The following is a 24,490-nucleotide window of genomic DNA, read 5'->3' on the forward strand; positions in this document are numbered from 1 at the left end:
GGTCACTGTTCCTCCTCCGGTTCGTCATCGGTCCGGGCCGGCACGGCCACGGTCCGTGCGGCGACGTCGTCCCAGGCGGTCGGGGCGGCCATGCCGACCACGATCCGACGCGGGCCGGTGAACGGTTCGCGGCCGTGTGCCGCGAGCAGGTTGTCCACCAGCAGCACGTCACCGGCCCGCCAGGGCACGGCCACCTCCTCGGCCGCGTATGCGCAGGCGAGAACGTCCCGCGTGCCGGGGTCGACGGGACGGCCGTCGCCGTAGCGGACGTTGTGGGGCAGATCCTCCTCAGCCACCTGCGACGCCAGCGCCGTCCGCAGTTCGGCCGGCAGGGTGTACGGGTGGAAGAAGGTCGCGTGGTTGAACCACACCTGCTCCCCGGTCACCGGGTGCACGGCGATCGCGGGCCGGGTCTGCCGGGTGCGCAACCGGCCGCCGGGCCGCCACTCCGCCTCGATGTCGTGATCGCGGCAGTACCTCTCGACCTCTTCCCTGTCCCGGGTGCCGAACACCTCCGGCCAGTCCAGTCCGAGGCCGCCACCGAAGGTACGGACGTAGGTCACGCCCAGTTCGAGAAACCGCTGGCGGACGGCGGGCGGGATCCGTCGCAGCACGCGACGGACGTCTGCGAGCGGCGTGGCACCGCCAGTGTCCGGGGCGGTCAGGCAGCCGAAGACCAGCAGACGGGGAAAGACCGACTGGTATGAATTCTCGTTGTGCAGGGCGATGCGCTGGTCGTCGGGATGGTCGGTGGCGGTGTAGACCCGTTCGGCCAGTTCGGTGCGCGGGGTCGACCGTTCACCGTACGCCTGCCGCGCTCCGGCCAGCGCGGTCACCACGTCGCCGAACGAGTCGAGGGTGACCCCGAACCCGCGGAACAGGACCGCTCCCGCCCGGTGCAGCCGCGCCCGCAGCTCGTCCCGGTGCGCCGTGGCGTAGTCGGTCAGGGTCGTACCGGGTCGGGTCGCGGCCAACTCGACCGGAAGCCCGTACCCGGTCGGGGCGACGTGTTCCCGGACGCCCCAGGCGTCCATGACGAGCCGTCCGGCGCGACGCTGTCCGACGACGGGGCCGGTCACCGGGTCGCTCCGGCCGGTACCCCGCCGAGCAGGGCGTGTACGAACCGGTCCTGCGCGCCGAGGGCGAACAGGTCCGGCAACGCGGCGGTGTCCATCGCGCCGACCGGACAGAGTCCGAGGTCACGTTCGGCGGCGACCTGGCCGAGCAGCTGTGTCATCGCGCCGGCCTCGAAGACCGTGAAGTCCCAGGCCAGGTCGGCGTAGTCGGGCTTACTGATCGCCGACATCCGGCCGACCAGGAACAGCGAGAAGGCCGACTGACGGAACGTGGCGCGGTTGATCTCGCGATGGGCGGTGGCGGACAGGGTACCGGCCGGGTCGAGCAGGACGAGCTGGTCTCGTCCAGGGTGGTAGTAGTAGCTTCCCGCAGCCAGGCCGGTGACCCGTCCCGGGGCCACCAGCAGGTACACCTGTACCGGGTAGCTGCCGCCGGCCGACGGGTACCAGAGCTTGTCCCGGCCGCCGGACCGGATCCGGCGGGTGGCTCCCAGCAGAGGGCCGAGCGCGGCGAGATCGACCGGCTGCGGGCCGAAGGTCCGGGTGGTGCGCCGGGCCGCGATCCGGTCGTCGGCGACACCGCCGAGCGCGACGACCGGACGGACGTCAAGGTCGTCGCGGACCGCACCGGTCGGTCGCGGCCCGGCCGCAGCCGCAGCCGTGGCCGGCCCGGTCGGATCGGTGGCCAGGTGGCTGCCGACGATCACCGCGATGGTCGGGTATGCCAGCAGTTCCTCGACGTCGACGGCGATGCCGGCCTCCTCCTCCATCACGGTGGCGAGGCGGACCAGCTGCATCGAGCTCACGCCGAGATCCATCAGGTTGTCGTCCGGTTCGATGTCGTCGACGTCGAGGAGCCGGCTGGCCACGGCGGTCACCCGGCGGGTGAGTTCGATGGCACGGTCGTCCGCCGCCCGGGGCACCGCCTGCGGTGTGACGACCGGCGGGGACGCCGGCTGCGACAGGTCACCAGCGGCGGCCAGCACCGCCCGGTCCACCCGCCCGTCGCGGGCCAGCGGCAGCGTCTCGACGATCTCCGTACGGGCCGGCAGCAGGAAGGGCGACACCCGGCCGCGCAGATGGGTGGTCAGGTCGGCGACCGACGCGGTGGCACCGTTTCGCAGGCGGACGTAGGCCGCGGGTCGGCGGTCGGCGGCCGACACCACGATGACGGCCTGCCGGACAGCCGGGTGCGTATGCAGGGCGATCTCCGCGTCCCGCAGGTTCACCGTCCCCCCTCGCGCGGGCAGCTGTGTCGACTCGTCGCCGACCACCTCGACGAGACCGTCCGGGCGGAGACGTCCGAACAGGTCGGTGGAGAGCAGGTGCTCGCCGGTCTCCGGGTGAGCGACGGCCGCGTCCGGGGTGGCCGGCACCGGTTCACCGAGCAGCCCGCCGGCGTACAGCCGCCCGGTGACCCACACCGGGCAGGGCCGTCGGGTCTCGGACAGGACGTACAGCCGCTGGTTCGCGACAGGGGCGCCCACGGGTACCGACCGCCAGTCGTCCGGCGGCGCGGCCACGTCGTGCAGGACGGTGAACGGGCCGGGCTCCACCGGTGCGGTCGCGTACAGCACCGTCAGGCTCCGCCCTGCGGCCTCGCGGAGTTCGAGAACCCGGCTGGGCGCGAGCCAACCGCCGGAGACGACCACCGCGCGCAGGGTCGACGGCAGCGGTTCGTCCGTCCGGGCCAGGTGGGCGAGCAAATCGTCGAGCATCGCGGTCGTCGGGAACCACACCGTGACCCCGTCGCGGCGCATCTGCGCCAGCCAGTTCCGGGGATCGTGCCGGTGCTCGTTCTCGGCGAAGACCACGGTCGCGCCGGCGAGCAGGGTGCCGAAGGTCTCGTGCAGCCAGCTCCCGGACTCGGCGGGCGCCAGGGAGAACACCCGGTCGTCGGGATCGAGGCAGAGCCGGCGGTTGACCTCGGCGAGGGCGTTGAGCAGCACCCGATGCGGGTATCCCGTCCAGGCCGTCGATCCGTCTGCCGGGACGCCGCGGGGCAGCACGAACGCCATCGCGGTGCCGTCCGCTGCCGCGCGGTCCACAGGTACGTCGGCGGCGGGCGGGTCGCGACGGGGCGTCACGACGACCGCCCCGTCCGGCCGGTCGGTCCGGCCGGAACGTCCCCGGTCGGTCACCACCGCGCTCACGCCCGGTACGGCCGGTCGCCCGGCGTCGCCGCTGGCCGGCAGCGGCGTAACGCAGGTGCCGCCGGCGTGCAGGACCGCGACGGCGGCGGCGAACCGCTCCCACCCGGCCTCGACGTCGAGTAGCACCCGGTGTCCCGGTCCCACCGCCGCCACCAGGTGCGCGGCGATGTCCGCGACGTGGTCCCAGAGCTGTTTTCGGGTCAGGGTCTCCCAGAGCCCGATCACGGCGGCATGGTGCGGGCCGGCAACGACGAGGTCGGCGACCAGGGAGTCCAGGGTGCCGGCGGGGACCGACGCCACGACGCCGTTGACCGCCGTGATCAGCGCGCGTTGGTCGTCCGGCAGCGGGACGAAGACCTGATGGTCGGTACTAGTCATCGGCGGACACCTCGGCGGTAGCGGACGGACGGGACGTGTCCGCTCCGGTGGCCGGGCCGGCCAGGGTACGGAGCAGACGGTGGAAGGCATCGATCATGGCCTCGACCAGGTCCGGTGGAAACGCCTCGGACGCGTAGTCCCAGGTGCAGACCAGCCGTCCGGCGTCCTCGGTCACCTGGTGGTCGAGCAGGACCTGAGGCGTCTGGCTCAGCGCGTACACCGGTCTGGCCACCCAGCCGGCTCCGACGGGTCGGTCACCGGTGGGAACAAGCGCGCTGGTGAACACCACCGGCATCATCGTCTCGCCACGGGCCGCCGGGTCGCTGCGCAGCATGCGCAGCACCTCGACCCCGCTCACCGCGCGGTGCTCCAGATCCGTGAAGATCTGTCGCTGAACCCGGGTCGCGATGTCCCAGAAGGACCCCTCGGTACAGTCCATCACCAGCAGGGTGGTCGTCGTGAAGTCCCCGACCAGCGCGTCGACGTCGGGGTGCACCGGCAGCCGGTCGAAGGTGGTCAGGTTGACCGTGAACCGGGGACGTTCGCTCCAGCCGGCGAGGATCTGCCCGAAGGCCGCACAGATCAGGGCCGACGGAGTGACGCTCGCCTGGGCGGCCCGTTCCCGCAGCGCCCGCCAGCTCAGGCGGTCCAGTTCGACCGTGCGTCGGGCGAAGACCGCTGCGGACAGCTCCTGCGGCCGGCGGAGTAGCGGCAGGGCCGGGGGCGGTGGCAGCTCGGACAGCCGCTGCTGCCAGTAGCGCAACGCGGCCCCGTTCGTGGCGTTCCGGTGGTGCCGCACCGCCAGCACGTAGTCCCGGAACGTCAGTCCGAGCGGCGGCGGGTCGAACGCCGGCTCGGCGTAACGGGCCTGGAGCTCGCCGGTGAGCAGCTGGATGCTGCGGGCGTCGACCATCATCAGGTCGATGCTCAGGTACAACCGGGTCACGGTCCGGTCCAGCCGCACGGCGTGCATCGCGAACAGTGGCCACCGGCCGACGTCGCGCACCTCGTGGGACAGGAGGTCGCGGAGCCGATCCAGTTCGCGCCGGGTCTGCTCCGGCGGGGCGCCGGACAGGTCGGTGACCGGGATCCGGTAGCCGGGCACGGTCGACAGGACCTGCTGCCGGCCGTCGGCGAGGACCACCGTCCGCAGTGCCGGGTGCCGGTCGAGGAGGCCACGGACCGCCGCTTCGAGCCGAGGCACGTCCAGGTCGGTGATGTCGAACTCCAGATAGCTGTGCGTGGCCACGCCGCCCAACGCGGTCTCGGTGCGTCGCCCCAGCCAGTAGGCCTGCTGGATGTCGGTGAGCGGGAACGGTGCGAAGGCTCCCGCCGGATCGGGTTCGACAGTGACCACGGCGTCCGGTGCTACGGCGCGGGCGCGCCGGGCGGCGACCGTGGCCGCCAGTGCGGCGACGGTCGGCGCGTCGAACAGGTCGGGCAGGGATATCCGGATCTGCAACTCCTGCTGCAGCCGGGTCAGCAGGCGTACCGCGACGATGGAGGTGCCGCCGAGGGCGAAGAAGTTGTCGTCTTGGTCGACGTGTTCGGCGGGCAGCATCTCCTGCCACAGGTTCCGCAGGTGCTGGACGAGTTCGTCGGTCACCCCGGACGCCGGGCGCGGAGGGTTCGGGGCGCCGGGCGACCGGAGCAGCCGGGCCAGCGCCTCGTGGTCGACCTTGCCGTTGGTGGTGAGCGGAATCCGGTCCGCGACGGTCCAGGTGGTGGGCAGCAGGTAGTCCGGCAGGACCTCGCCGGCCTGCCGGCGCAGGCTGTCGAGGTCGAGTTCCCGGCCCGGGGCCGGGACCACGAAGGCCGCCAGCCGTCGTCCCTGCTCGGCAGAGCCGACGGCCGCCACCACGACGGCGCCGACCAGCCCGGTACGGTCGATCGCCGCCTCGACTTCGCCGAGTTCGACCCGGAACCCGTTGACCTTCACCTGCCGGTCCTTGCGGCCGAGGAACTCCAGGTCACCGTCGGGCAGGTACCGGGCGAGGTCACCGGTGCGGTACAGCCGCTCGCCCGTTCGGGGATGGGTGACGAAGGCGCGTTCGGTCAGGTCGCTGTCGCGCCAGTAGCCGCGGGCCACGCCGGTGCCAGCGATGTAGAGGTCTCCGGGCACCCAGTCCGGCCGGTCGTCCATGACCGCGTCGAGCACGTACAGGCGCTGGTTGGCCATCGGCCGGCCGTAGGGGATGCTGCGCCATCGCCGGTCGACCTGCCCGATCGGGTACCAGACCGACCAGATCGAGCACTCGGTCGCCCCGCCGAGACTCGTCACCTGGGCCTCGGTGAGCGCTCGGATGCGCTCCGGCAGCGGCACCGGGATCCAGTCGCCGCTGAGCAGCACCGTGCGCAGCGACGCCAGCGACCGCGGGTCGCCGGACTCGGCCCGCTCGACCAGCAGACCGGCCAGGGCAGGCACCGAGTTCCAGATCGTGATGCGTTCCTGGCGTACCAGGCGCAGCCAGTGTGCCGGGTCACGGCGGCCGGCATGTCCCGGCAGAACGACGCATCCGCCGACGGCGAGCAGCCCGAACAGGTCGTACACGGCGAGGTCGAAGCTGAGGGCGGAGACGGCCAGCACCCGGTCGGCCGGGCCCACTCCGAACCGCTCGTTGACGCAGTCGATCGTGTTGGCGGCGGCCGCATGGTCGATCGCGACGCCCTTCGGCTCGCCGCTGGATCCGGAGGTGAAGATGACGTAGGCGAGGTCGTGCGGCGACGATCGGCACGGCACCGGTCCGGGTACGTCGCGTAGCGCCGTGTCGTCGTCGACCGCGATGCTCCGGACACCGGGTACGGCCGGCAGACTCTCCCGCAGCGACACCTGGGTGAGCAGCACCCGTACGCCGGCCCGGCGGACCAGTGAGACGAACCGCCGCGCCGGTAGCTGTGGGTCGAGAGGGAGGAACGCGGCACCGGAGTACAGGATGCCGAGCGCCGCGACGACCTGTTGCCACCCGCCGTGGGTGGCGATCGCCACCAGCGTGTCCGGACGTACGCCCAGGGCCTGCAGGGTGTGGGCGAGCCGGCGGGCCCGCTGGTCCAGCTCCGCGTACGTCATCCGGACATCGCCGTCCACCACCGCCACCGCCGTGGGGTGGCGCCCGGCGGCGACAGCGACGCTGTCGTGTAGGCGGCGGGCGGGCAGCGCGCGGTTGGTGTCGTTCGCCCGGGCCCGTACGGACGCCTGGTGCGGTGGGATGGGTGGGCGGATCGGACCGGACCAGTCGGCCCGGCGGGCCAGGCGTTCCAGGAGATCCTGGTAGGCGGTGAACATGTCGTCGAGAACGCCAGGGGCGAACTGGTCCTCGACCGCGTCCCAGTTGAACAGCAGTTCGCCGCGTACCTCGCTGACCTGGTGGTCGAGCTGCACCTGTGGGGTCTGGGTTATCCCGTAGCGCAGCTCGCCGAGAGTCTCCGGGTTCGCTGGCCCGGTGCCGGTGGCGGTCATCGGCAGGTTGGAGGTGAAGACGACCGGAGTGACCAGTTGCGGGGCGATCCCCCGGGCCAGCGCCCAGTCGCGCAGCACGGTGACCCCGCTGACCGTCGAGCGGTCCAGGTCGGACCAGAGCCGGTCCTGCAGTGCCCGGGCACGCTCCTCGAACGGGCCCGGCGCACGGTGGTCGACCTCCAGCACGGTGAGTGAGGTGAAGTCGCCGACGATGCGGGGCAGTTGCGGGTGCAGCGGTGCCCGGTCGAAGACGGTCAGCATGAGGCAGTAGTGCGGCCGGGCGCTCCAGGCGGTGAGGATCTCGGTGAACGCGGCCAGCAGCAGACCCGAGGGGGTCAGGCCGGCCGCCGCCGCCCGGCGTTTGACGGCGGACCAGTCGGGTTCGGCCAGCCGGGCTTGGCGGCGGTGGAACCGCGGCGGGTCGGCGGATGCGGTTCCCGCAGGCCCGGGCAGGTCGGGGCCGGGCGGAAGCGTAGGTATCCGGGCAGCCCAGTACTCGTGGGCCGCCCGGTGCCGGGCGTGGTCGTGGCGCGCCGTACGGTGCAGCACCCAGTCCCGGAAGTCGACGGTCAGTTCCGGGAAGTCGCGGTCCGGGTGATGGTAGCGCTCGGCCAGTTCGTCCATGACCAGTCCGAAGCTGAACGCGTCGCAGATCAGCGCGTCGATGCTGACCGCGAGCAACGCCCGGGGCGGCCCGGCCGGTCCGGCACGACCGTCGAGGAGTCCGGCCCGCACCTCGAACAGCGGCCAGGTGTGCGGGTCGAGCAACTGGTGGGACATCTGCCTGCGGATGGCCGCCAGCCGGGCCTCGCACCTCGTCGCGTCGAGTCCGCGCAGGTCGTGGGTTGTCATCTGGTACGGCGGTACCTCGGTGAGCACCTGTTGGGTGCCGTCCGGGCGGAGCACGGCACGCAGCATGGGATGGCGCCGGACGACCGCCCGCAGCGCGGCCACGAACCGGACGGGGTCGAAATCGTCGACCGCGATCTCCAGGTAGGCGTGGGTGGAGACGCCGCCGAGCCGCAGGTCCTCCCGCCGGCCGACGTAGTACGCCTCCTGTACCTCGGTCAGCGGGAACGGTTCGTACCGGTTGGCGGGATCGGGCACCAGCGGGTCGGTGGCGGCGGGACCGGACCGCTCCATCCCGACGATGCGGACGGCCAGGTCGACCACGGTCGGCGCGGCGAAGATGTCGGCCAGTTCCAGACTCACCGACAGGCGCTCGGAGAGCGTCCGGACGAGCTCGGCGGCCAGCACCGAGTGCCCACCGGAAAGGAAGAAGTCGTGCTCGCGCCCGATCGCCGGGACGCCGAGCACCTCTGCGAACGCGGCGGCGACGACCTTCTCGACCGGGCCGGGCGAAGCGGTGGGGCCGGGTGCGGTGTCCGGGGCCGGGTGCGTGGTGGCAAGTGCCGACCGGTCGATCTTGCCGGTGTCGGTACGGGGCAACGCGTCGACCGCCACCAGCCGCGAGGGCACCATGTAGTGCGGAAGCCGACCGCGCAGGAAGCCGGCGATCTCGGCCGGGTCGGCCACGGCACCGGTCGCCGCGACGAGGTGCGCGACGAGGGTGGACGCCCCGGTGGTGTCCGGCGGGGCGGTGACCACGGCGGCACGTACCGCCGGGTGGCGCAGCAGTTCCTCCTCCACCTCGCCCGGCTCGATCCGGTGCCCCCGGACCTGCACCTGGCTGTCGCCCCGACCCAGGTAGACCAGGTGGCCGTCGGCGCGGCGGCGGGCCAGGTCCCCGGTGCGGAACACCCGTGCCCCCGGTGGGCCGACCGGATCCGGCCGGAACCTCGCGGCGGTGTCGCCGGGGCGGCCGTCGTAGCCCCGGGCGACGGCGTGACCGCCGATCTGGAGTTCGCCGCGGACCAGGTCGGCCACTGGTCGACCGTCGGCGTCGCCGACCCAGGCCTCGACGCCGTCGATCGGTCGGCCGACCGGCACCGGCCGACCGACCGGCACCCGCACCGTGGCAGCGGTCGCGTCGGCGGCCACCTCCGAGGAGCCGTAGAGGTTGAGCAGCGTGGCATGGGGCAGCGCCCGGTGGAACCGGTCGGCCAGCGCGGACCGCAGTTCCTCACCACTGGTCATCCAGATCCGGACGCCGGCCAGCCGGCTGCGGCGCTCCGGCGCCACGTCGAGCAGCATGGCCAGCAGCGCCGGGACCACCAGCAGACGGTCGATGCGCTGGGCCGCCAGCCAGTCGCACAGCCGGTCGGGGTCGGTGGTCACGCCATCGGTGGCGATCACGACAGTGGCGCCGACGCTCAACGGGCCGAAGGTTTCCGCGATCGAGTCCACGAACGACAGCGAGGTGCGCGCGGCGCACCGCCGCCCGACCTGGATCGGGTACGCCCGTCCCATCCAGCGCAGCCGGTTGGCGACGCCGAGGTGGTGCCCGACGACGAGCTTGGGCCGGCCGGTGGAGCCGGAGGTGTGGATCAGGTAGGCAGCCTGGTGGGGGTGCACCGGAAGGTGTGGATTCCGGTGGTCGCGGGCAGCGATCTCCTTCGCGTCCCGGTCCAGCAGCACCAGGTGGAGATCGTCGGGAACGACGGCGGCGAGGGCCGTGGTCGTGACGGCGGTCCGGGCCCCGGCCGCGGCGACAGCGGCGGCCAGCCGTGCGGGCGGGTGGTCCGGGTCCAGGGTGAAGAAGGCGGCACCGGCCTTGAGTACCGCGAGTCGTGCGGTCACCGACTCCGCCGAGCGGGCCAGGCAGATCGCCACCCGGTGTTCGGCGCGTACGCCGGCCGACCGCAGCTGCCGGGCCAGACGGTTGGCGGCGGCGTTGAGGGTACGGTAGGTCAGCTGTCGGTCACCGTCGCGTACCGCCACGACGTCCGGGTGGCGGGCCGCAGCGTCCTGCACCATGTCGTGTACCGTGCCGGCGTCACCAGCCGCCGGCCGGTGTCCACCGGGTCGGGCCAGGAGCAGATCCGCACAGCGGACGTCGGGATCGTCGGCGGCCCGGGTGAGGACGGCACGCAGGTGCCGGCCGAGCAGCGCCACGGTGTCGGGGACGAATATCGTGCTGTCGTACTGGACGGCGACCCCCAGCCCGCGCGGGCCGTCGCTGACCTCGACGACCAGGTCGAACGGGGTGTTGCCGAGCCGGAGATCGTGGGTGTGCGCCGTCAGCCCGGGCAGGTCGAGCCGGGGTGCCGGCAGCTGGGGCGTGCACAGCACCCGGATCGGTCCGGTGGGTCCGGTCGACCGGTCGACACGCAGCAGGTCTCGCACTCTTTCGTACGGCAGTTCCTGGTGCGCGTAGGCGTCCTGGACCCGGTGCCGGACGTGCGCCCAGAGTTCCCGCAGGCTCGGCCGTCCCGGTACGGCGATCCGCAGCGGAAGTACGTTGACGAAGTAGCCGACCACCCGCCTCCACTCGGGCCGGGTACGGCCGGCGGCGAGCGTTCCCACGACGATGTCGTCCTGCCCACTCACCTGTCGCAGTACGGCCACCAGTGCCGTCAGCACGAGCATGAATGTGGATCCGCCGGTGGTCCGCCGGAGCCTGGCCAGGCGGTCGGACAGGTCGGGCCCGAGATCGACGCGGTGCTGGGCGCCCCGGGGCCCGGTGGCGGGTGTGGCGGGCTCGTCGACCGGCAGGTCCAGCCGGGGCAGGTCGCGGACCACGGTCCGCCAGTAGTCGGTCAGGGCGGTGAGTTCGTCGCCGGTGAGCCGGTTCTGTTGCCACCGGGTGTAGTCCCGGTAGCGGGCCACCGGCGGCGGCACCAGCCAGGGGGTTCCGGCGGTCAGGCTGGTGTAGCAAGCGGACAGTTCGGACACCAGGATGCCGTGCGACCAGCCGTCGGTGATCGCGTGGTGCAGCACGAGCAGCAGGCAGTGGTCGGCCGGTCCGAGGTGGTAGACGACGGCCCGCCACAGCGGGCCCAGGTCCGGGTCGAACGGGCGGCGGGCCTCGGCGCGGGCCAGGCCGGCGACGACCTCCGGCAGGTCGTCGCCGGTGGTGGTGGTCCCGGCCGCGGTGAGGTCCACCAACCGCACCGGCACCCCGACGGTGGCGTGCACCACCTGCGTCAGCCGGCCGTCGACCGGGTGCAGGGTCGTGCGCAGGGACTCGTGTCGCCGGGTCAGCCGTGCGAGGCTCGACCGCAGTGCCGGTAGCCGCAGCGGTCCGCGCAGCCGGATCGCCGTGGCGTACGTGTTCTGTGCGGGATCGTCGCCGATCCACATCCGTTGTTGGCCGGGTGACGCCGGCCAGGACCCCGAGGTGGCATCGGATTCGGTTGGCGGGCCGTCGTCGAGCCGGCGCCGGACGATCGCTTCGAGGCGCCGGCGCTGCTCGGCGGTGAGTGCCTCGACCCGGCGGGCGAGGTCCGGCGGGAGGGCGGCACCGGCGACGTGGTCAGCCATGCCCGACCGCCTCGGCGATGCCGGGCGGGCCGGTGGGCCGGTCCGGGTCGGGAACGGCGAAGCGCACCGCGATCAGCGGTTCCGGGGTGTCGGCGAGGACGGTGACCGGGGTCGTGGCCGTGACGACGAGGCAGCGGCCCGGACCCCAGCCGGTCGGGGTCCCGGCGACCAGTGATGTGCCATGGTCGGGTACCCGCAGGCCGTACCAGACCACGAGGCATCCGTCGGCGACGGCCGGTGCCGTGGGCAGGTCACCCACGGGTGCCAGGACCAGCAGGTCGATGGCGCCGGACTCGGGCAGCGTCGCCTCCGGGATGCCGAGCAGCACGTCTCGCACCACCGGGTGGTCCGTGTGCGCGGCCGGCAGCCATCCACCGTCGGCGAACAGCGGGATCCGTCGGGGTACCGGGGTGGGTTCCGCTATCGCGGCCAGGTCACCGGTCATCCGGTGCCGGTTCTCGGCGAGGTAGTCGGTGAACCAGAAGGTGTCCGCGTCTCGGTGGCCGGCGCGCAGCTTCTCGGCCTCGGCGACACGCTGCGGCGTCGTCCGCAGGAACAGTGCGTGGTCACCGAAGGATTTCCGCCGGGTCATCCGGTGCCGCTGGTACGTCGCGTCGAACGGCGCCTTGTAGTCCTGGTAGTGCAGGTGCTCCACGAAGACGTCGGGGACGGCGTGGAGCCGGCCGGCCCGCTCGGCGATGTCGAAGACCCACGTTTCGACCTCCCACTGGGAGAAGATCGTGGGCACGAAGTAGCCGAGGGTCTCGTACCAGGCGCGGGTGACGATCGGGAAGTCACGCCCGCCGTCGGGATACTGCCCGCCGTCGAAGTACAGGCAGAACAGCTCGTCGGGACGCCGCGCCGACAGATCGCTCACCCGGGTGTCGAGAGCCGCGTCCCAGCCGTGGTCGACGTAGAACTGGTCGTCGTTGGCCATCATCAGCAGGTCGCCGGTTGCCGCGGCGGCGAGGGCGTTCCAGGCTGACGGAACGCCGACCGGGTCGCCGACGAGCAGTTCGCACCGGCACCCCTCGACAACGCCGGAGGCCAGCAGGGCGCGGTAGTCCGGCAGCGCCGGGTCGTCCCCGTCGACATAGAACAGCAGCTCGACGCGGGTCGGGTCGGCCGCGGTGCGGGCAACGCTACGGATGAACCGGCGCACCTGTGCCACCCGGTCGCGGGTGGGGCACAACAGCGACAGTCGCCGCCGAGGGCCGCCGAGGGCGGGGCCGTTGCGCCGGTACGCCCACCGGCTCCGCAGCCGGCGCAACCCGAGCCCTGGCCGGTGCAGCAGATGCCAGCGGGCCGACAGGCTCGCGTTGAGCACGGTGACGACCCAGGCCCGGCCACCGCCGGTGTCCCGCAACGCCCGGGTGGCGACGTCCTGGAGGCTGCGGGCACGGTACCGCCGTAGGTGTCCCGACAGCAGCCGCAGCAGATCGATGATCTGTCCCTTGTCAGGCATCGGCGTCGACCCCGATACCTGACACCGTCCGGCGGCGGGTGGTGCCGAGCCGGTGTGCCGCCCCGTCCCGCAGTGCCTGCCGCTGGTCCTCCCGGCTACGGTCCCAGGCCGCGTGGGCGGTGCCGGCCAGCGCGGCGAGGCGCTGACCGGGATCGGTCACCGCGGCACTGATCGTGACGGCCAGCACGGCGAGTATCCCGTCGACGGTGGGACGGTCCAGCCGTCGGTCGTCGAACCGGGCCCGGAGCACCGGTTCGGTTCCCGGGGCGTACTCCAGCACCAGCGGGTAGCCCTCCTCGACGACCACCGACAGCCGGTCGACACGCAGGCCGGCGACCTCGTCACCGGCGCCGATCCAGGTCGGGTAGTTCTCCACCACCACGATGCTGTCGAACAGGCCGGTTCCGTGGGCCAGTCCGACCTGCCGTTCGATGTCGCTCAGCGCGTCGTGCTGCCGTTGCCGTACCTCGGACAGTCTCGCTTGGACGTCGTGCAGCCAGTCGAGGACGGTCGCCTCCGGCGATGTGGACACTCGTAGCGGGAGTGTGTTGACGAACATGCCGATGCTCTCGGTCACCCCGGGCAGGTGGGGTGGACGGCCGGCGAGCGTGACCCCGTGCACCGTGTCCCAGGTGCCGGTACGCAGGCCGAGCAGCAGCGCCCACGCGGCGTGCACGACGGCGGCGGCCGTGATGCCGTAGGCACCGGCGAGGTCGGTGAGGGTCCCGGCCACCGGTGCGGGCACGGTGAGTTCCGTTATGGGCCGGCCGGACGTCGTCACCTGGCCGTCGACACAGCCAGGGCCGGCGATCCGGGTGGCCTGCGTCAGGTCGGCGAACCGACGCGCCCAGAATCCGTCCCCTTCCCGGACGGTGTCCCTCAACGGGTCGAGGTAGTCCAGGAACGGCGGTCTACGGCGGGGCGACGGCGGTTTCCCTGCCCGCAGCCGGCGGTAGCAGTCGAAGACGTCCCGCAGCACCAGTTGTTGGGACCAGCCGTCCAGGATCAGGTGGTGGTAGGTCCAGACGCACCGGTGTTCGCGCTCCCGCTCGGCGACGACGGTGAGCCGCATCAACGGCCCGGTCTCGAGGTCGAAACCGTCCTGCCGGTCGCTGTCGAGCAGATGGGCGAAGGACTGCTCCCGGTCGGACGGCTCCATCCCCCGGTGGTCGAGGAGGCGCAGCGGCATCCGCAGCCCGGCGACGACCCGCTGGCGGGCCGAAGCGCCGCCGCGCCAAGTGACCACCGTGCGCAGCACCGGGTTGGCGTCGAAGACAGCCTGCCAGGCGTCATCGAACGCGGTGTGGTCGAGGTCACCTGTCAGCCGGCAGGACACCTGCACGACGTAGGCACCAGGGGTGCTGCCACCCACCGCGTGGTACAGCATCCCCTGCTGCAGTGCGGTGAGCGGGTGTTCGCCGTCGGTGTCCGTCGCTTCGGTGTCGTACCCGGCCGGGACCGGTGCCGCCCGGGCCGCGACCACCCGGACGGTACGGCCGGCCAGCAGCTGGTCCGGTTCGAGATGGCAACCCCTCTCCTGGGCACGGGCCACCACGACGATGGCGTGGACCGAGTCGCCCCCCAGCTCGAAGTAGTCGTCGTCGATCCCGACCCGGTCGACGCCCAGCACCTCCTGCCAGATGGTGGCCAGCAGCCGCTCCGCGTCGGTGCGCGGTGGGGCGTACTCGGCCGACGGGCCGTCGACGCGGGCCAGGTCGGCGAGCCAGTGCGCGGGGAGTTCGCCGGTCGGCCCGGTCAGGTCGTCGTCGTCATCGACGCGGGACATCGCCTCCTCCTTCCCCCGCGGTGGCCGCGCCGGCGGCCGTCAGCGGTGCGACGACCGCGGTGGCGTGCGGGTTCTCGACCAGGGCGCGCAGTGCTGCCGTGTAGTGGTCGGCGATCGCCCTGACCTGGGCGGCGCCGAACTCGCGCGGGTCGTACTCCAGCAGTACCGTCGGCCGACGTGCCGCGCCGGTCAGGTGTACGTGGGTGGTCAGCGGTACGTAGGTCTGGTCCGGTGCCCGCAGGTCGTCAAGCCGCAGTCCGGTCCTCGCGGCGAACCGGTCGTACAGGTGGAAGTGGGTGAACACGAACAACGTGTTGAACAGCCGGGCGGCACCGAACCGGCGCTGGGCCTCTACCAGCGGGTACCGCCGGTAGGTGGCGATACGGGCTTCCGCCTGTTGCATCGTCCGGGACAGGTCACCCCAGCTGCCGGTGGTGGCGCCGACACGCAGCGGCAGCAGATTGTTGAACATGCCGACGGTGATGTCCCCGCCGGGGCGCTCGGGGCGGCCGTTGGCCTGTAGCCCGGTCACGATGTCGTCGGCGCCGGTCAGGGCACGCACCACCGCGACGTGCGCGGCCAGGGTCACGTGCTTGACGCCGGTGCCCAGTCGACGGGCCAGCTCGGGGATCGCCGCGGCCACGTCGGGCGGCAGGGGCACGACGTGGCGTCGTTGTGCCCCGCCGGTGTCGGCCGGCGACCAGCGGGGCACCAGGGTCGGGTGGACGCCGGACAGTTCCCGGGCCCAGAACCGCTGGTGGTCGACGGACCGCATGGCGGCCTGCTCGGCCGCCACGAAGTCGCGGTACTCCGGCCCTGGCGGCGGCCCGGCCGGGCCTGTCCGGTCGGCCGCGGCGGCTGCAACGGCAGGCAGGCCATGGTCGGCCAGGATCTCGGTCAGCAGGGTCGCGTCGCACCAGCCGTCGAGCGCGAAGCTGCTCACGGTCAACCGGAACGTGGCGCCGGCGTCGTGGGCGGTGAACCGCACCAGCGGACCGGTCGCCGTGTCGAACAACCGGTGCCGTTCGGCGGCCAGCCAGCCGTCGATCGCCGTCCGCTGTTCGGGGCCGGGAAGTTCGCGCAGGTCGACGACGTCCAGTGGCACCGGCAGGTCGGCATGGACCAGTTGGGTCGGTTCGGCGAACGAGACGAGGTCGAAGGTGGAGCGCAGGTAGGCGTGTCGCCGTACCGCCCGGGCGACGGCCCGCTCCAGTACGCGGCGGTCCAGCGGGACTGGCACCAGCACGCTGGTCAGATACACCTCGTAGTCGGCGCCGCCGGCCCGCCGCGCCAGCAGGGCCCGTTGTCCCATCGAGATCGGGTAGGCGTCGACGACACCGGGCCGGCTGACCGCCGCCGGGCACAGGTCGAAGGGTCCGGTCACCGGCTCGCCGGGCACGTCCGTACCGGCCCGGTCATCGATCGCGGTGGCCAGGGCCCGGACGGTCGGATATCTCAGGACGTCGGTGACGGTGATCGGCAGCCCGTCGACCCGGGCCGCGGCGACCAGGCGCAGCGCGCGTATCGAGTCACCACCGAGGGCGAAGAAGTCCGCGTCGACGTCGACAGCCTCCACGTCGAGGTGGTCGGCCCACAGCCGGCCGAGCCGGCCGTGGGTGCCGGTCGCGGGAACCGGGCCCGCGGCGGGTCCGACGGGTGGCGGTGGCAGGGACGCCAGGTCGAGCTTGCCGTTGCCGGTCGTCGGCAGCCGGTCGACGGGCACGATCGCCACCGGCACCATGTACGCCGGAAGTTCTCCGCGCAGCCGCTCGCGTATCGCCTGCGGTGCCGGTGCGGCGTCGCCGGCCGCCACGACGTAGCCGACCAGCGTCGGCTGTCCATCTCGTCCGAGCCGTACGGCCACGACCGCGTCGGCCACGCCGGGCTGGCGGCCCAGTACGGCCGACACCTCGCCCGGTTCGATCCGGTTGCCGGCGATCTTGACCTGCCGGTCCCGACGGCCGAGGAATTCCAGCGCGTCGTCGTGCCGGGACCGGGCCAGGTCACCGCTGCGGTAGAAGCGTGCGCCGGGCGCGGCGTCGGGAACCGGGACGAAGGTGTCGGCGGTGAGCCCCGGGGCGTCGAGGTAGCCGCGGGCCAGACAGACGCCGCCGAGGAAGAGCTCACCAGGGGCCCGGGGCGGCACCGGACGGCGACCGTCGTCGAGGACCCGGCACTCGACGTTGGCGATCGGGGTGCCGATCGGCACCAGCGCGTCCGGATCGGCGGTGCATCGCCAGGCGGTGACGTCGACGGCGGCCTCGGTCGGGCCGTACAGGTTCGCCACCTGCGCGTCGAGCACCCGGACGGCCCGGGCGGCCAGCGGTCCGGTCAGGGACTCACCGCTGCACACGACCAGCCGCAGCGACCGGACGGCCGCCGGGTCACCGGCCGCTTCGGTCACGAACTCCGTCAGCATCGTCGGCACGAAGTGCGCCACCTGTACCCGCTGAGTCCTGGCGACGTCCAGCAGGTGTCGGGGGTCGCGATGCCCTCCCGGCCCGACGATCACCGCCCGCGCGCCGACGGCCAGCGGCCAGAAGATCTCCCACATCGACACGTCGAACGTGAGTGGTGTCTTGTGCAGGACCCGGTCGCCGGGGGCGAGCGGATAGGTCTCCGCCATCCACAGAATCCGGTTGACCACGGCCGCGTGCGGCACCACGACGCCCTTGGGGGTGCCGGTCGAGCCCGAGGTGTGCAGGACGTACGCGGCCTGGGCCGGGTGGATCGGCACCGGCGCCGGCATCGGCGCCGTATCGTCGAGGCCGTCGGTGGTGACGACCGGTAGCCCGAACCGGGTGGCCCGGGCAGCCAGGTCGCCGTGGGTCAGGACGAGGCGGGCCCCGCTGCCGCCGATCATCGCGGAAAGCCGCGGGCCGGGTTCGTCGGGGTCGAGCGGCATCACCGCCGCCCCCGCGTAGAGGATGCCCAGGTACGCCATGACGGTGCGGGTGCCGCGCCCGGCCAGCAAGGCCACCGGCTCGTCCGGCCGGACACCGTGTCGCCGCAGCCGGGCGGCTAGCCGGAGGGCGGCGGTGTGCAGTCCCCGGTACGTCAGTTGCCGGCCGGCTCCGTCGGCGGCCACCACGGCGACCGCGTCGGGGTGGTTCGTGGCCGTCGCCGCGACGACCTGACCCAGCCCGACCACGGGTCGGGGCCGGAGCGCACCGGCCGCTGCGGCGCGGACCCGCCGGCGACCCGCCGTGTCGAGCAGGGCGAGCGCACCGATCGGGCGGGTCGGCGTGCCGGCGGCGTCGGTGAGTAGTCGGGTGTAGGTGTCGGCGAGCGAGGCGACGGTCTCGGGTCCGAGGAGGTCGGTGCGGTATTCCCAGACGGCGACCAGTTCGCCGTCGACGTCGGCCATCCGGACCGACAGGTCGACCTGTGACCATCTGCTGTGCGCGGGCAGTGTCTCGACGTTCAGGTCGCCGACCCGCAGCGTGGTGGCGATGCCCAGGGCCAGGGCGCGGAGGCCGTCCTCGGCAGCGCCGTACTCCTGGTGCAGGGTGAACAGGGTCTGCACCAGGGCGGCCTGACCGGCCCCCGGGCCGGCACCGGCGTCGGCTCCGGCGACGATCCGGTGGTACGGATGGCTCGCGTGTGCCATCGCGCCGAGGAGCTCACCGGCGACGGCGTGCAGGTGTTCGCGGAAGGGTCGATGCGGCGTGTACCGGGAGCGGATCGGCACCAGGTCGACCAGATAGCCGACCGTCGCGGCCAGGTCCGGGTCGGCCCGGGCCGCGAGCGGGGTGCCGACCAGCAGGTCGGTCTGGCCGGTGAACCGATGCAGGAGCACCTGGTATCCGGCGAGCAGGACGTTGAACAGGGTGCAGCCGTGACCGGCCGCGACCTGCCGCAGCAAGGCGGTCAGCGGTCGGGACAGCCGGGCGACGTGGCTGGCGCCGGTGAACCCCCGCACGGCCGGACGGGCGAAGTCGATGGGCAGGTCCAGGTGGTGTGACGCGCCGGCAAGACGCTCGCGCCAGTAGCCGCCGTGCCGGTCGTCAGGGGGTGGCCCGAGCGCCGCGGGCGGAGCGGGCCGTACGGGCAGGCCGGCCCGATCGGCGGCCAGGTCACGTAGCAGCACCACCATGGACCAGAAGTCCATGACCAGGTGGTGCGCCGCGATCAAGAATACGGTCTCGCCCGGCGTACGTCGGACCGCGACCAGCCGTACCGCCGTGACGGCCAGGTCGAACGGGCGGTCGGTGAGCTCGTCCAGCAGGACGGCGAGGCGTTGCGGGTCCATTCCGGTGGCGTCGATGCGGGTGAGTGGCGCGGGTTCCCCGTCGACCCGGTACCACGGCTGCCCGTCCCGGTCCTCGAACCTGGTCCGCAACGCCGGGTGGCGTCGGCCGAGACGGTCGACGACCGCGGTGAGCCATTCGTCGACCCCGTCGCCGCGAAACACCAGGGCCCGGCCCAGGTGGTAGGCGGCGGCGGCCGGTGCCAGCCGTTGTTCGAACCAGAGCCCACGCCGTCGGTCGGTCACCGGCAGCCAGCCGACGTCGTCCACGGCAGGCGGCGGTGGCGGTGCCGGGATCCGCCGGCCGGCCCGCAGGTCGGCGACCACCCGGGCCGCGATGGTGGTCGCGCTCCGGCCGTCGAGCAGCCAATCCGTCGGGACGTCCACGGCGTAGCGAAGCCGCACGGCGTGGCGGAGTTCGAGGGCCGTCACCGAGCCGATCCCGAGTTCGACAAGCGGGCGGACGGTCGGTTCGGTAGCGGCCGGCGTGGCCGTGGTACCGAGCCGGTGGCCGGCGAGCTCGAGCAGGGCGACGGCCAGGTGGGCGGCGGCCGGGCCGGGATCGCCGTCCCGCAGGTCGTCGACTGCCGGCCAGGTCACCGGCTCCGGACCGGCCGGGCCGTCGAGCGGCACCTCGTGGTAGATCGGTAGCGTGCCCTCGAGGTAGGCCCTTCGGCAGTCACTCCGGCGGATCTTGCCGCTGGTCGTCTTCGGCACGCCGCCCCGGCGCAGCAGGACCAGCGTGGACACCTCGACGCCGTGCTCGCGCAGGATCCCGGCGCGTACGGCGGAGGCGACCGGTTCGGTCCGGCGGGGTCCGGGATAGCTGTTCAGCTCGCCGCAGACCACGATCCGCTCCGAACCGTCGGCCTCGATGCCGAACGCGGCCACGCTGCCGGGTCGGATCAGGTGGTGGGCCTGCTCGACCGTCGCCTCGATGTCATGCGGATAGTGGTTCCGGCCCCGAACGACGATCATGTCGGTGCGGCGCCCGGTGACGTACAGCCCGCCGTCGCGGAGGCAGCCGAGATCACCGGTGCGCAGGTACGACCGCTGCGGCCGGTCGGGCAGCCGGGCACCGAAGGTGGCGGCGGACTCGGCCGGGTCGTTCCAGTAGCCCTGGGCGACGCCGGGGCCGGCGATCCAGATCTCCCCCACCGTGCCGTCCGGGCAGGGCAGTCCGGTGTCCGGATCGACGACGCGTACCTCGGTCGCAAGGCCGGGCGAACCGCACTCGACGAGTTCCACCGAGTCGTCCGGAGCACCGTCGTGGAAGCGTCCGGTCGCGAGGCTGGCCCGGTCGGCGTACCGGGTCAGCAGTCCGCGACCGGCTGGTGGTCCGGTGACCAGCAGGGTCGCCTCGGCCATCCCGAAGCACGGGAAGTGGGCCCCGGCCGCGAAGCCGTACCGGGCGAACTCGGCGCTGAACCGGCGCAGGGTCGAGGCCCGTACCGGTTCCGCGGCGTTGAACGCCACCCGCCAGCTGCGCAGGTCCAGGCCCTCCCGGTCCGCTTCGGTGGTCCGGCGCAGGCACAGTTCGTAGGCGAAGTTGGGTCCGCCGCTGGTGTGTGCGGCGTACCGGGATATCGCCTCCAGCCAGCGGATCGGATGGTGCAGGAAGGCCGCCGGCGGCATCAGGACCGACAACGAGCCGAGAAACAGCGGTTGCATGATCGTCGCGACGAGGCCCATGTCGTGGAAGAGCGGCTGCCATCCGACGAATGTCGAGTCCTCGTCGTGGCCGCAGGCCGCGGCGATGAGCCGTTCGTTGGCCATGATGTTGCCGTGGCTGATCATCGCGCCGCGCGGGGTGCGGGTGGAACCGGAGGTGTACTGGAGGAACGCCAGACCGTCGGGCCGGATGCCGGGCTCCGTCCAGTCGGCGGCGGCATCGTCACCGATGGCGGCGATGTCGATCGCACGCAGTCCGGCCAGTTCGGCGTCGTCGCCGGCGTTGGTGAGTACCGCGGCCGGCGTGCAGGCCGTCCGGATCGCGCGCAGCCGTCGCCGGCCGGCGGCGGCCCGGGGTGAGTCGCACGGCACGGCCACGGCACCGGCGTACAGGCAGCCGAGGAACGCCTGCACGTAGGACGGGCCCGACGGATAGGCGATCAGGATCCGTTCGCCGGCCAACCGGTGTGCGCCGAGCACGGCGGCGATCGCCCGGGCCCGGACGTCCATCTCGCGGAAGGTGTACCGGTGTGTCTCGGCCGCCGTGTCGTCGAGGAACGCGTAAGCCGGGCGGTCCGGGCTGTGCTCGGCGTGCCGACGGGTGACCCCGACGATGGTGTCGGTCAGTCCGGCCATCGGTGCTCCCCCGTCGCGCCGGTGACCTCGGCGAGGGCCTCCTCGATGGCCCGGCGGCCCCGTTCGGCCACCATCTCGTCGACGGTCGCCGCGAGCGAGGCGATGTCGAGCGCCTGGTAGATCCGGCGTACCGGGGCGTCGACCCGGAACTGCTCGACGATACGGGCGTGGAACTGGGTGACCACCAGCGAGTCGCCGCCGAGGTCGAACACGTTGTCCGTCACCCCGATCGCGGTGGCGGACTCGAATCCGAGCAGGTCGGCCAGGATCTCCGCGAGGGCCGCCTCCGTCGACGTGGCCGGACGGCCCCGGCCGACCGGGTCCGGCAGCGTCCCGCTACGGCGGGTCAGTTCGTCCCGGTCCACCTTCCCGTTGCGGGTCAACGGCAGTTCGTCGACGACGACTATCCGGGCCGGCACCATGTACCGCGGCAGCCGGGCGGCCAGTAGCTTGCGTACGGCGTTCTCGTCGACGGCCGCGTCGGCCGCCGGCACCACGTACCCGACCAGATGCGCGCGGTCCCGTGTGGTGCCGAGTACGACGGCTGCCGACCGGATCCCCGGTTGCGCCGACAGCGCCGACTCGACCTCCCCGGGCTCGACCCGGTGGCCCCGGAGTTTGACCTGGTTGTCGCTGCGGCCCTGGTAGGCCAGTCCACCACCGGGCAGGACCCGGGCCAGATCACCGGAGCGGTATCCCCTGCCTCCGCCGGCCAGCGGCCGGAACCGGGCCGCGGTCAGGCCGGGTCTGCCCAGGTAGCCGCGGGACACCCCGACGCCGCCCACGGTGATCTCACCCTTGCCTCCCTCGGGCAGACTCTCGCCGCGGGGATTGTGCACCCGCACCGTCTGCCCGGGCAGGGCCAGCCCGATCGGACTGCCCGGGCCGGTCCCGGCCCGGGCCGCGGCCGTGTCACCGGCGGTCAACCGGCGCACCGTCGCGTGCACGGTGGTCTCGGTGATCCCGTACAGGTTGGTCAGGACCGGCCGCCGATCGCCGAAGGTGGCGAACCAGCGGTCGAGGCCGGCGACGTCGCACGCCTCGCCGGCGAGCAGGACGGTCCGCAGCGGGCCGGGCGTCCCGGCCCCCAGCACGAAGGGTGCGAGCTGCGCGAACGCGCTGGGCGTCTGGCTGAGCACGGCGACCTGTTCGGAGCGCAGGTGCCGGCACAACTCGTCGGGGACGCGGGCGAGGTCCGCCGGGACGATCACCAGCCGGCCGCCCTCGGTGAGCGCGGCCCACATCTCGAAGACCGACACGTCGAAGGCGGGTGCGTGGGTCATCGACCAGACCCGCTCCCGGTCGGCGGGCAGCGCGGTGGACCGGACCGATTCGATGACCCCGGCCAGGTTGGCGTGGGTCACCAGGACGGTCTTGGGCTCACCGGTGCTGCCCGAGGTCGAGATCGCGTAGAGGGCGTTCGCCGGGTCGACCGGAGGGCCGGGGGTCGCCCCGGCGGGACCGGGGTCCGCCAGCGCATCGTCCAGCAGGATCTGGTCGACCGGCGCGTCGAGCAGGCCGGTGCGGCTCACCGCCAGCCGGAGTCCGGCGTTCGCGCAGACCGTCGCCTGCCGACCGGCCGGGTCGTCCGGATCGATCGGCAGGTAGGCACCGCCGGCCCTGGCGACGGCGAGCGCGGCGACGACCAGGCCGGGCGAGCGGTCCAGGCAGATGCCCACCAACGTCTCCGGACCGACGCCCCGGGCCCGTAGGTGACGGGCCAACCGGGCGGAACGGGTGTCCAGCGCGCGGTAGGTGAGATGGGTGCCGTGCCAGGTCACCGCGATGGCGTCCGGCTGGCGGGCCGCCACCTCGGCGACCAGGTCGTGCAGGCAGCGGTGGGCGGCCGGGGCAGGGCCCGGCGCGGCCCGTTCGCGTCGCGTCGGTGGTGTGGTCGGAGCGGGCCGGTCTGCATCGGCGAGGCCGCCGACCAGGGCGGCGTTGACGGTCTGGGCGATTCGTGCCGCCAGCTGGGTGGTGAGACGGCGCGGATCGTATTCCAGGTCGAGGTCGAGCCCTCCATCGCGCGGGCTCGCGGTCAGGGCCAGCGCGAACTTCGGCATCACGGCCACATCGGGACGTGACTCGGCATGGACACCGGGTAGCGCGACCGCCGCCCGTGGGGTGTTCTGCAGGGTGAACGCGGCCGCGAACAGGGGATGGTCACCGAGTGTCCGATGTGGCTGAATTTCCTCGACTATCCGTTCGGGTGGGACGTCCTGATCGGCGAGGGCGGCCCGGACAGCCGTGTGGGTCCGCTGGACGAGGGTGGCGAAGGACGGTTCGCCGGCAAGGTCCAGCCGTAGCGGCAGCATCGTGGCGAAGGCACCGACGAGGGGTTCGAGGGCCGCCCGGGTACGTCCGGCGACAGCCGTACCGATCACCAGGTCGGTCTGGCCGCCGGCACCGTAGAGAGCCCACGCGTAGGCGCTGAGCAGGACGACGAAGGGAGTGGTCCGCATCGCGCGGGCGGCCCCGGTCAGGTCGGTCACCAGCGCGGCGGGCAGCTGCTGCCGGATCGACCGGGCCGGTTCCGAGTGGGTGGCCGGCGGTGCGTCGGCGAGCAGCTCCAGCCCCAGCTTGGCGCCGTCGAGCCGGCGTACCCACCGGGCCAGTCCGGCGTCGTCCTGGGCCGGGCTACCAGGTTCGCGCTGCCAGGCCGCGAAGTCCGCGTACCTGACGGGCAGCGCAGCCAGGCCGGCGGGCCGTCCCTGCGCACCGGCCCGGTAGCCGGCGCTGAGTTCGGACAGGAGGATTCCCAGCGACCACCCGTCGCTGGCGACGTGGTGCCGGGTGATCAGCAAGGTGTGCCGGTCGGCGGCGGTGCGGACCAGCAGTACCCGCAGAACGGGGCCGGTGGCCAGGTCGAAGGGGCGGGCCGCCTCGGCCGCGGCGATCGCGTCCACCGTGGCCTCGCACGCCCGTGGTGGCAGGCCGCTCAGGTCGACCAGTGCGAGCCGGGTCGACCGGGGCCGGGTCGACCCGGGATCGTCGACGATCGTCACCGGACGCCCCCGTCGGCTGCCGTAGCGGGTCCGCAGCACGTCGTGCCGACGGACGACGGTGTCGACCGCCGCCCGCAGCGCGACCTGCCGCAACGGCCCTGACAGGTCCAACCGCAGCGGCAGGTTGTAGGCGGTGTCGTTCGGCCGAAGCATCCATTCCAACCACATCCGCTCCTGGGCGTAGGACAGCACCGACGGCGCCGGGCCGGGCCGCCGCAGCGGTTCCATCCA

At 73.1% G+C, this 24,490-nt stretch carries 7 protein-coding genes; all 7 read right to left on the bottom strand.

Annotated features, from left to right (window positions below; translation table 11 throughout):
- Positions 1 to 2 precede the first annotated feature (2 nt).
- Genes ACN27F_RS02930 through ACN27F_RS02960 form a run of 7 tightly spaced genes read right to left on the bottom strand, consistent with a single transcriptional unit; the run spans position 3 to position 24,487 of the window.
- Positions 3 to 1,079: a TauD/TfdA family dioxygenase gene (locus ACN27F_RS02930; protein ID WP_421431007.1), complete on the bottom strand. Its 1,077-nt coding sequence runs from the start codon at positions 1,077 to 1,079 to the stop codon at positions 3 to 5.
- Positions 1,076 to 3,607 carry an AMP-binding protein gene (locus ACN27F_RS02935; RefSeq protein WP_421431008.1) on the bottom strand — a complete coding sequence of 844 codons (2,532 nt, stop codon included), beginning with the start codon at positions 3,605 to 3,607 and terminating at the stop codon, positions 1,076 to 1,078. The genes ACN27F_RS02930 and ACN27F_RS02935 overlap by 4 nt, the downstream gene beginning before the upstream one ends.
- Positions 3,600 to 11,447: an amino acid adenylation domain-containing protein gene (locus ACN27F_RS02940; RefSeq protein ID WP_421431009.1), complete on the bottom strand. Its 7,848-nt coding sequence runs from the start codon at positions 11,445 to 11,447 to the stop codon at positions 3,600 to 3,602. The genes ACN27F_RS02935 and ACN27F_RS02940 overlap by 8 nt, the downstream gene beginning before the upstream one ends.
- On the bottom strand, positions 11,440 to 12,912 hold the full coding sequence (locus ACN27F_RS02945) for a hypothetical protein (RefSeq protein WP_421431010.1): 1,473 nt from the start codon (positions 12,910 to 12,912) through the stop codon (positions 11,440 to 11,442). Before ACN27F_RS02945 ends, ACN27F_RS02940 begins: the two co-directional genes overlap by 8 nt.
- Positions 12,905 to 14,698, bottom strand: coding sequence for a condensation domain-containing protein (locus ACN27F_RS02950; RefSeq protein ID WP_421431011.1), 1,794 nt, complete (start codon positions 14,696 to 14,698; stop codon positions 12,905 to 12,907). Before ACN27F_RS02950 ends, ACN27F_RS02945 begins: the two co-directional genes overlap by 8 nt.
- The gene (locus tag ACN27F_RS02955) at positions 14,682 to 21,254 is read right to left on the bottom strand and encodes an amino acid adenylation domain-containing protein (RefSeq protein WP_421431012.1); all 6,573 of its coding nucleotides are present in this window, start codon (positions 21,252 to 21,254) and stop codon (positions 14,682 to 14,684) included. The genes ACN27F_RS02950 and ACN27F_RS02955 overlap by 17 nt, the downstream gene beginning before the upstream one ends.
- A complete protein-coding gene (locus tag ACN27F_RS02960) occupies positions 21,242 to 24,487 on the bottom strand; it encodes an amino acid adenylation domain-containing protein (protein WP_421431013.1) in 3,246 nt (1,081 codons plus the stop codon). Before ACN27F_RS02960 ends, ACN27F_RS02955 begins: the two co-directional genes overlap by 13 nt.
- Positions 24,488 to 24,490 lie beyond the last annotated feature (3 nt).

This window comes from Solwaraspora sp. WMMB335, assembly GCF_049179075.1.
GTDB lineage: Bacteria > Actinomycetota > Actinomycetes > Mycobacteriales > Micromonosporaceae > Micromonospora_E.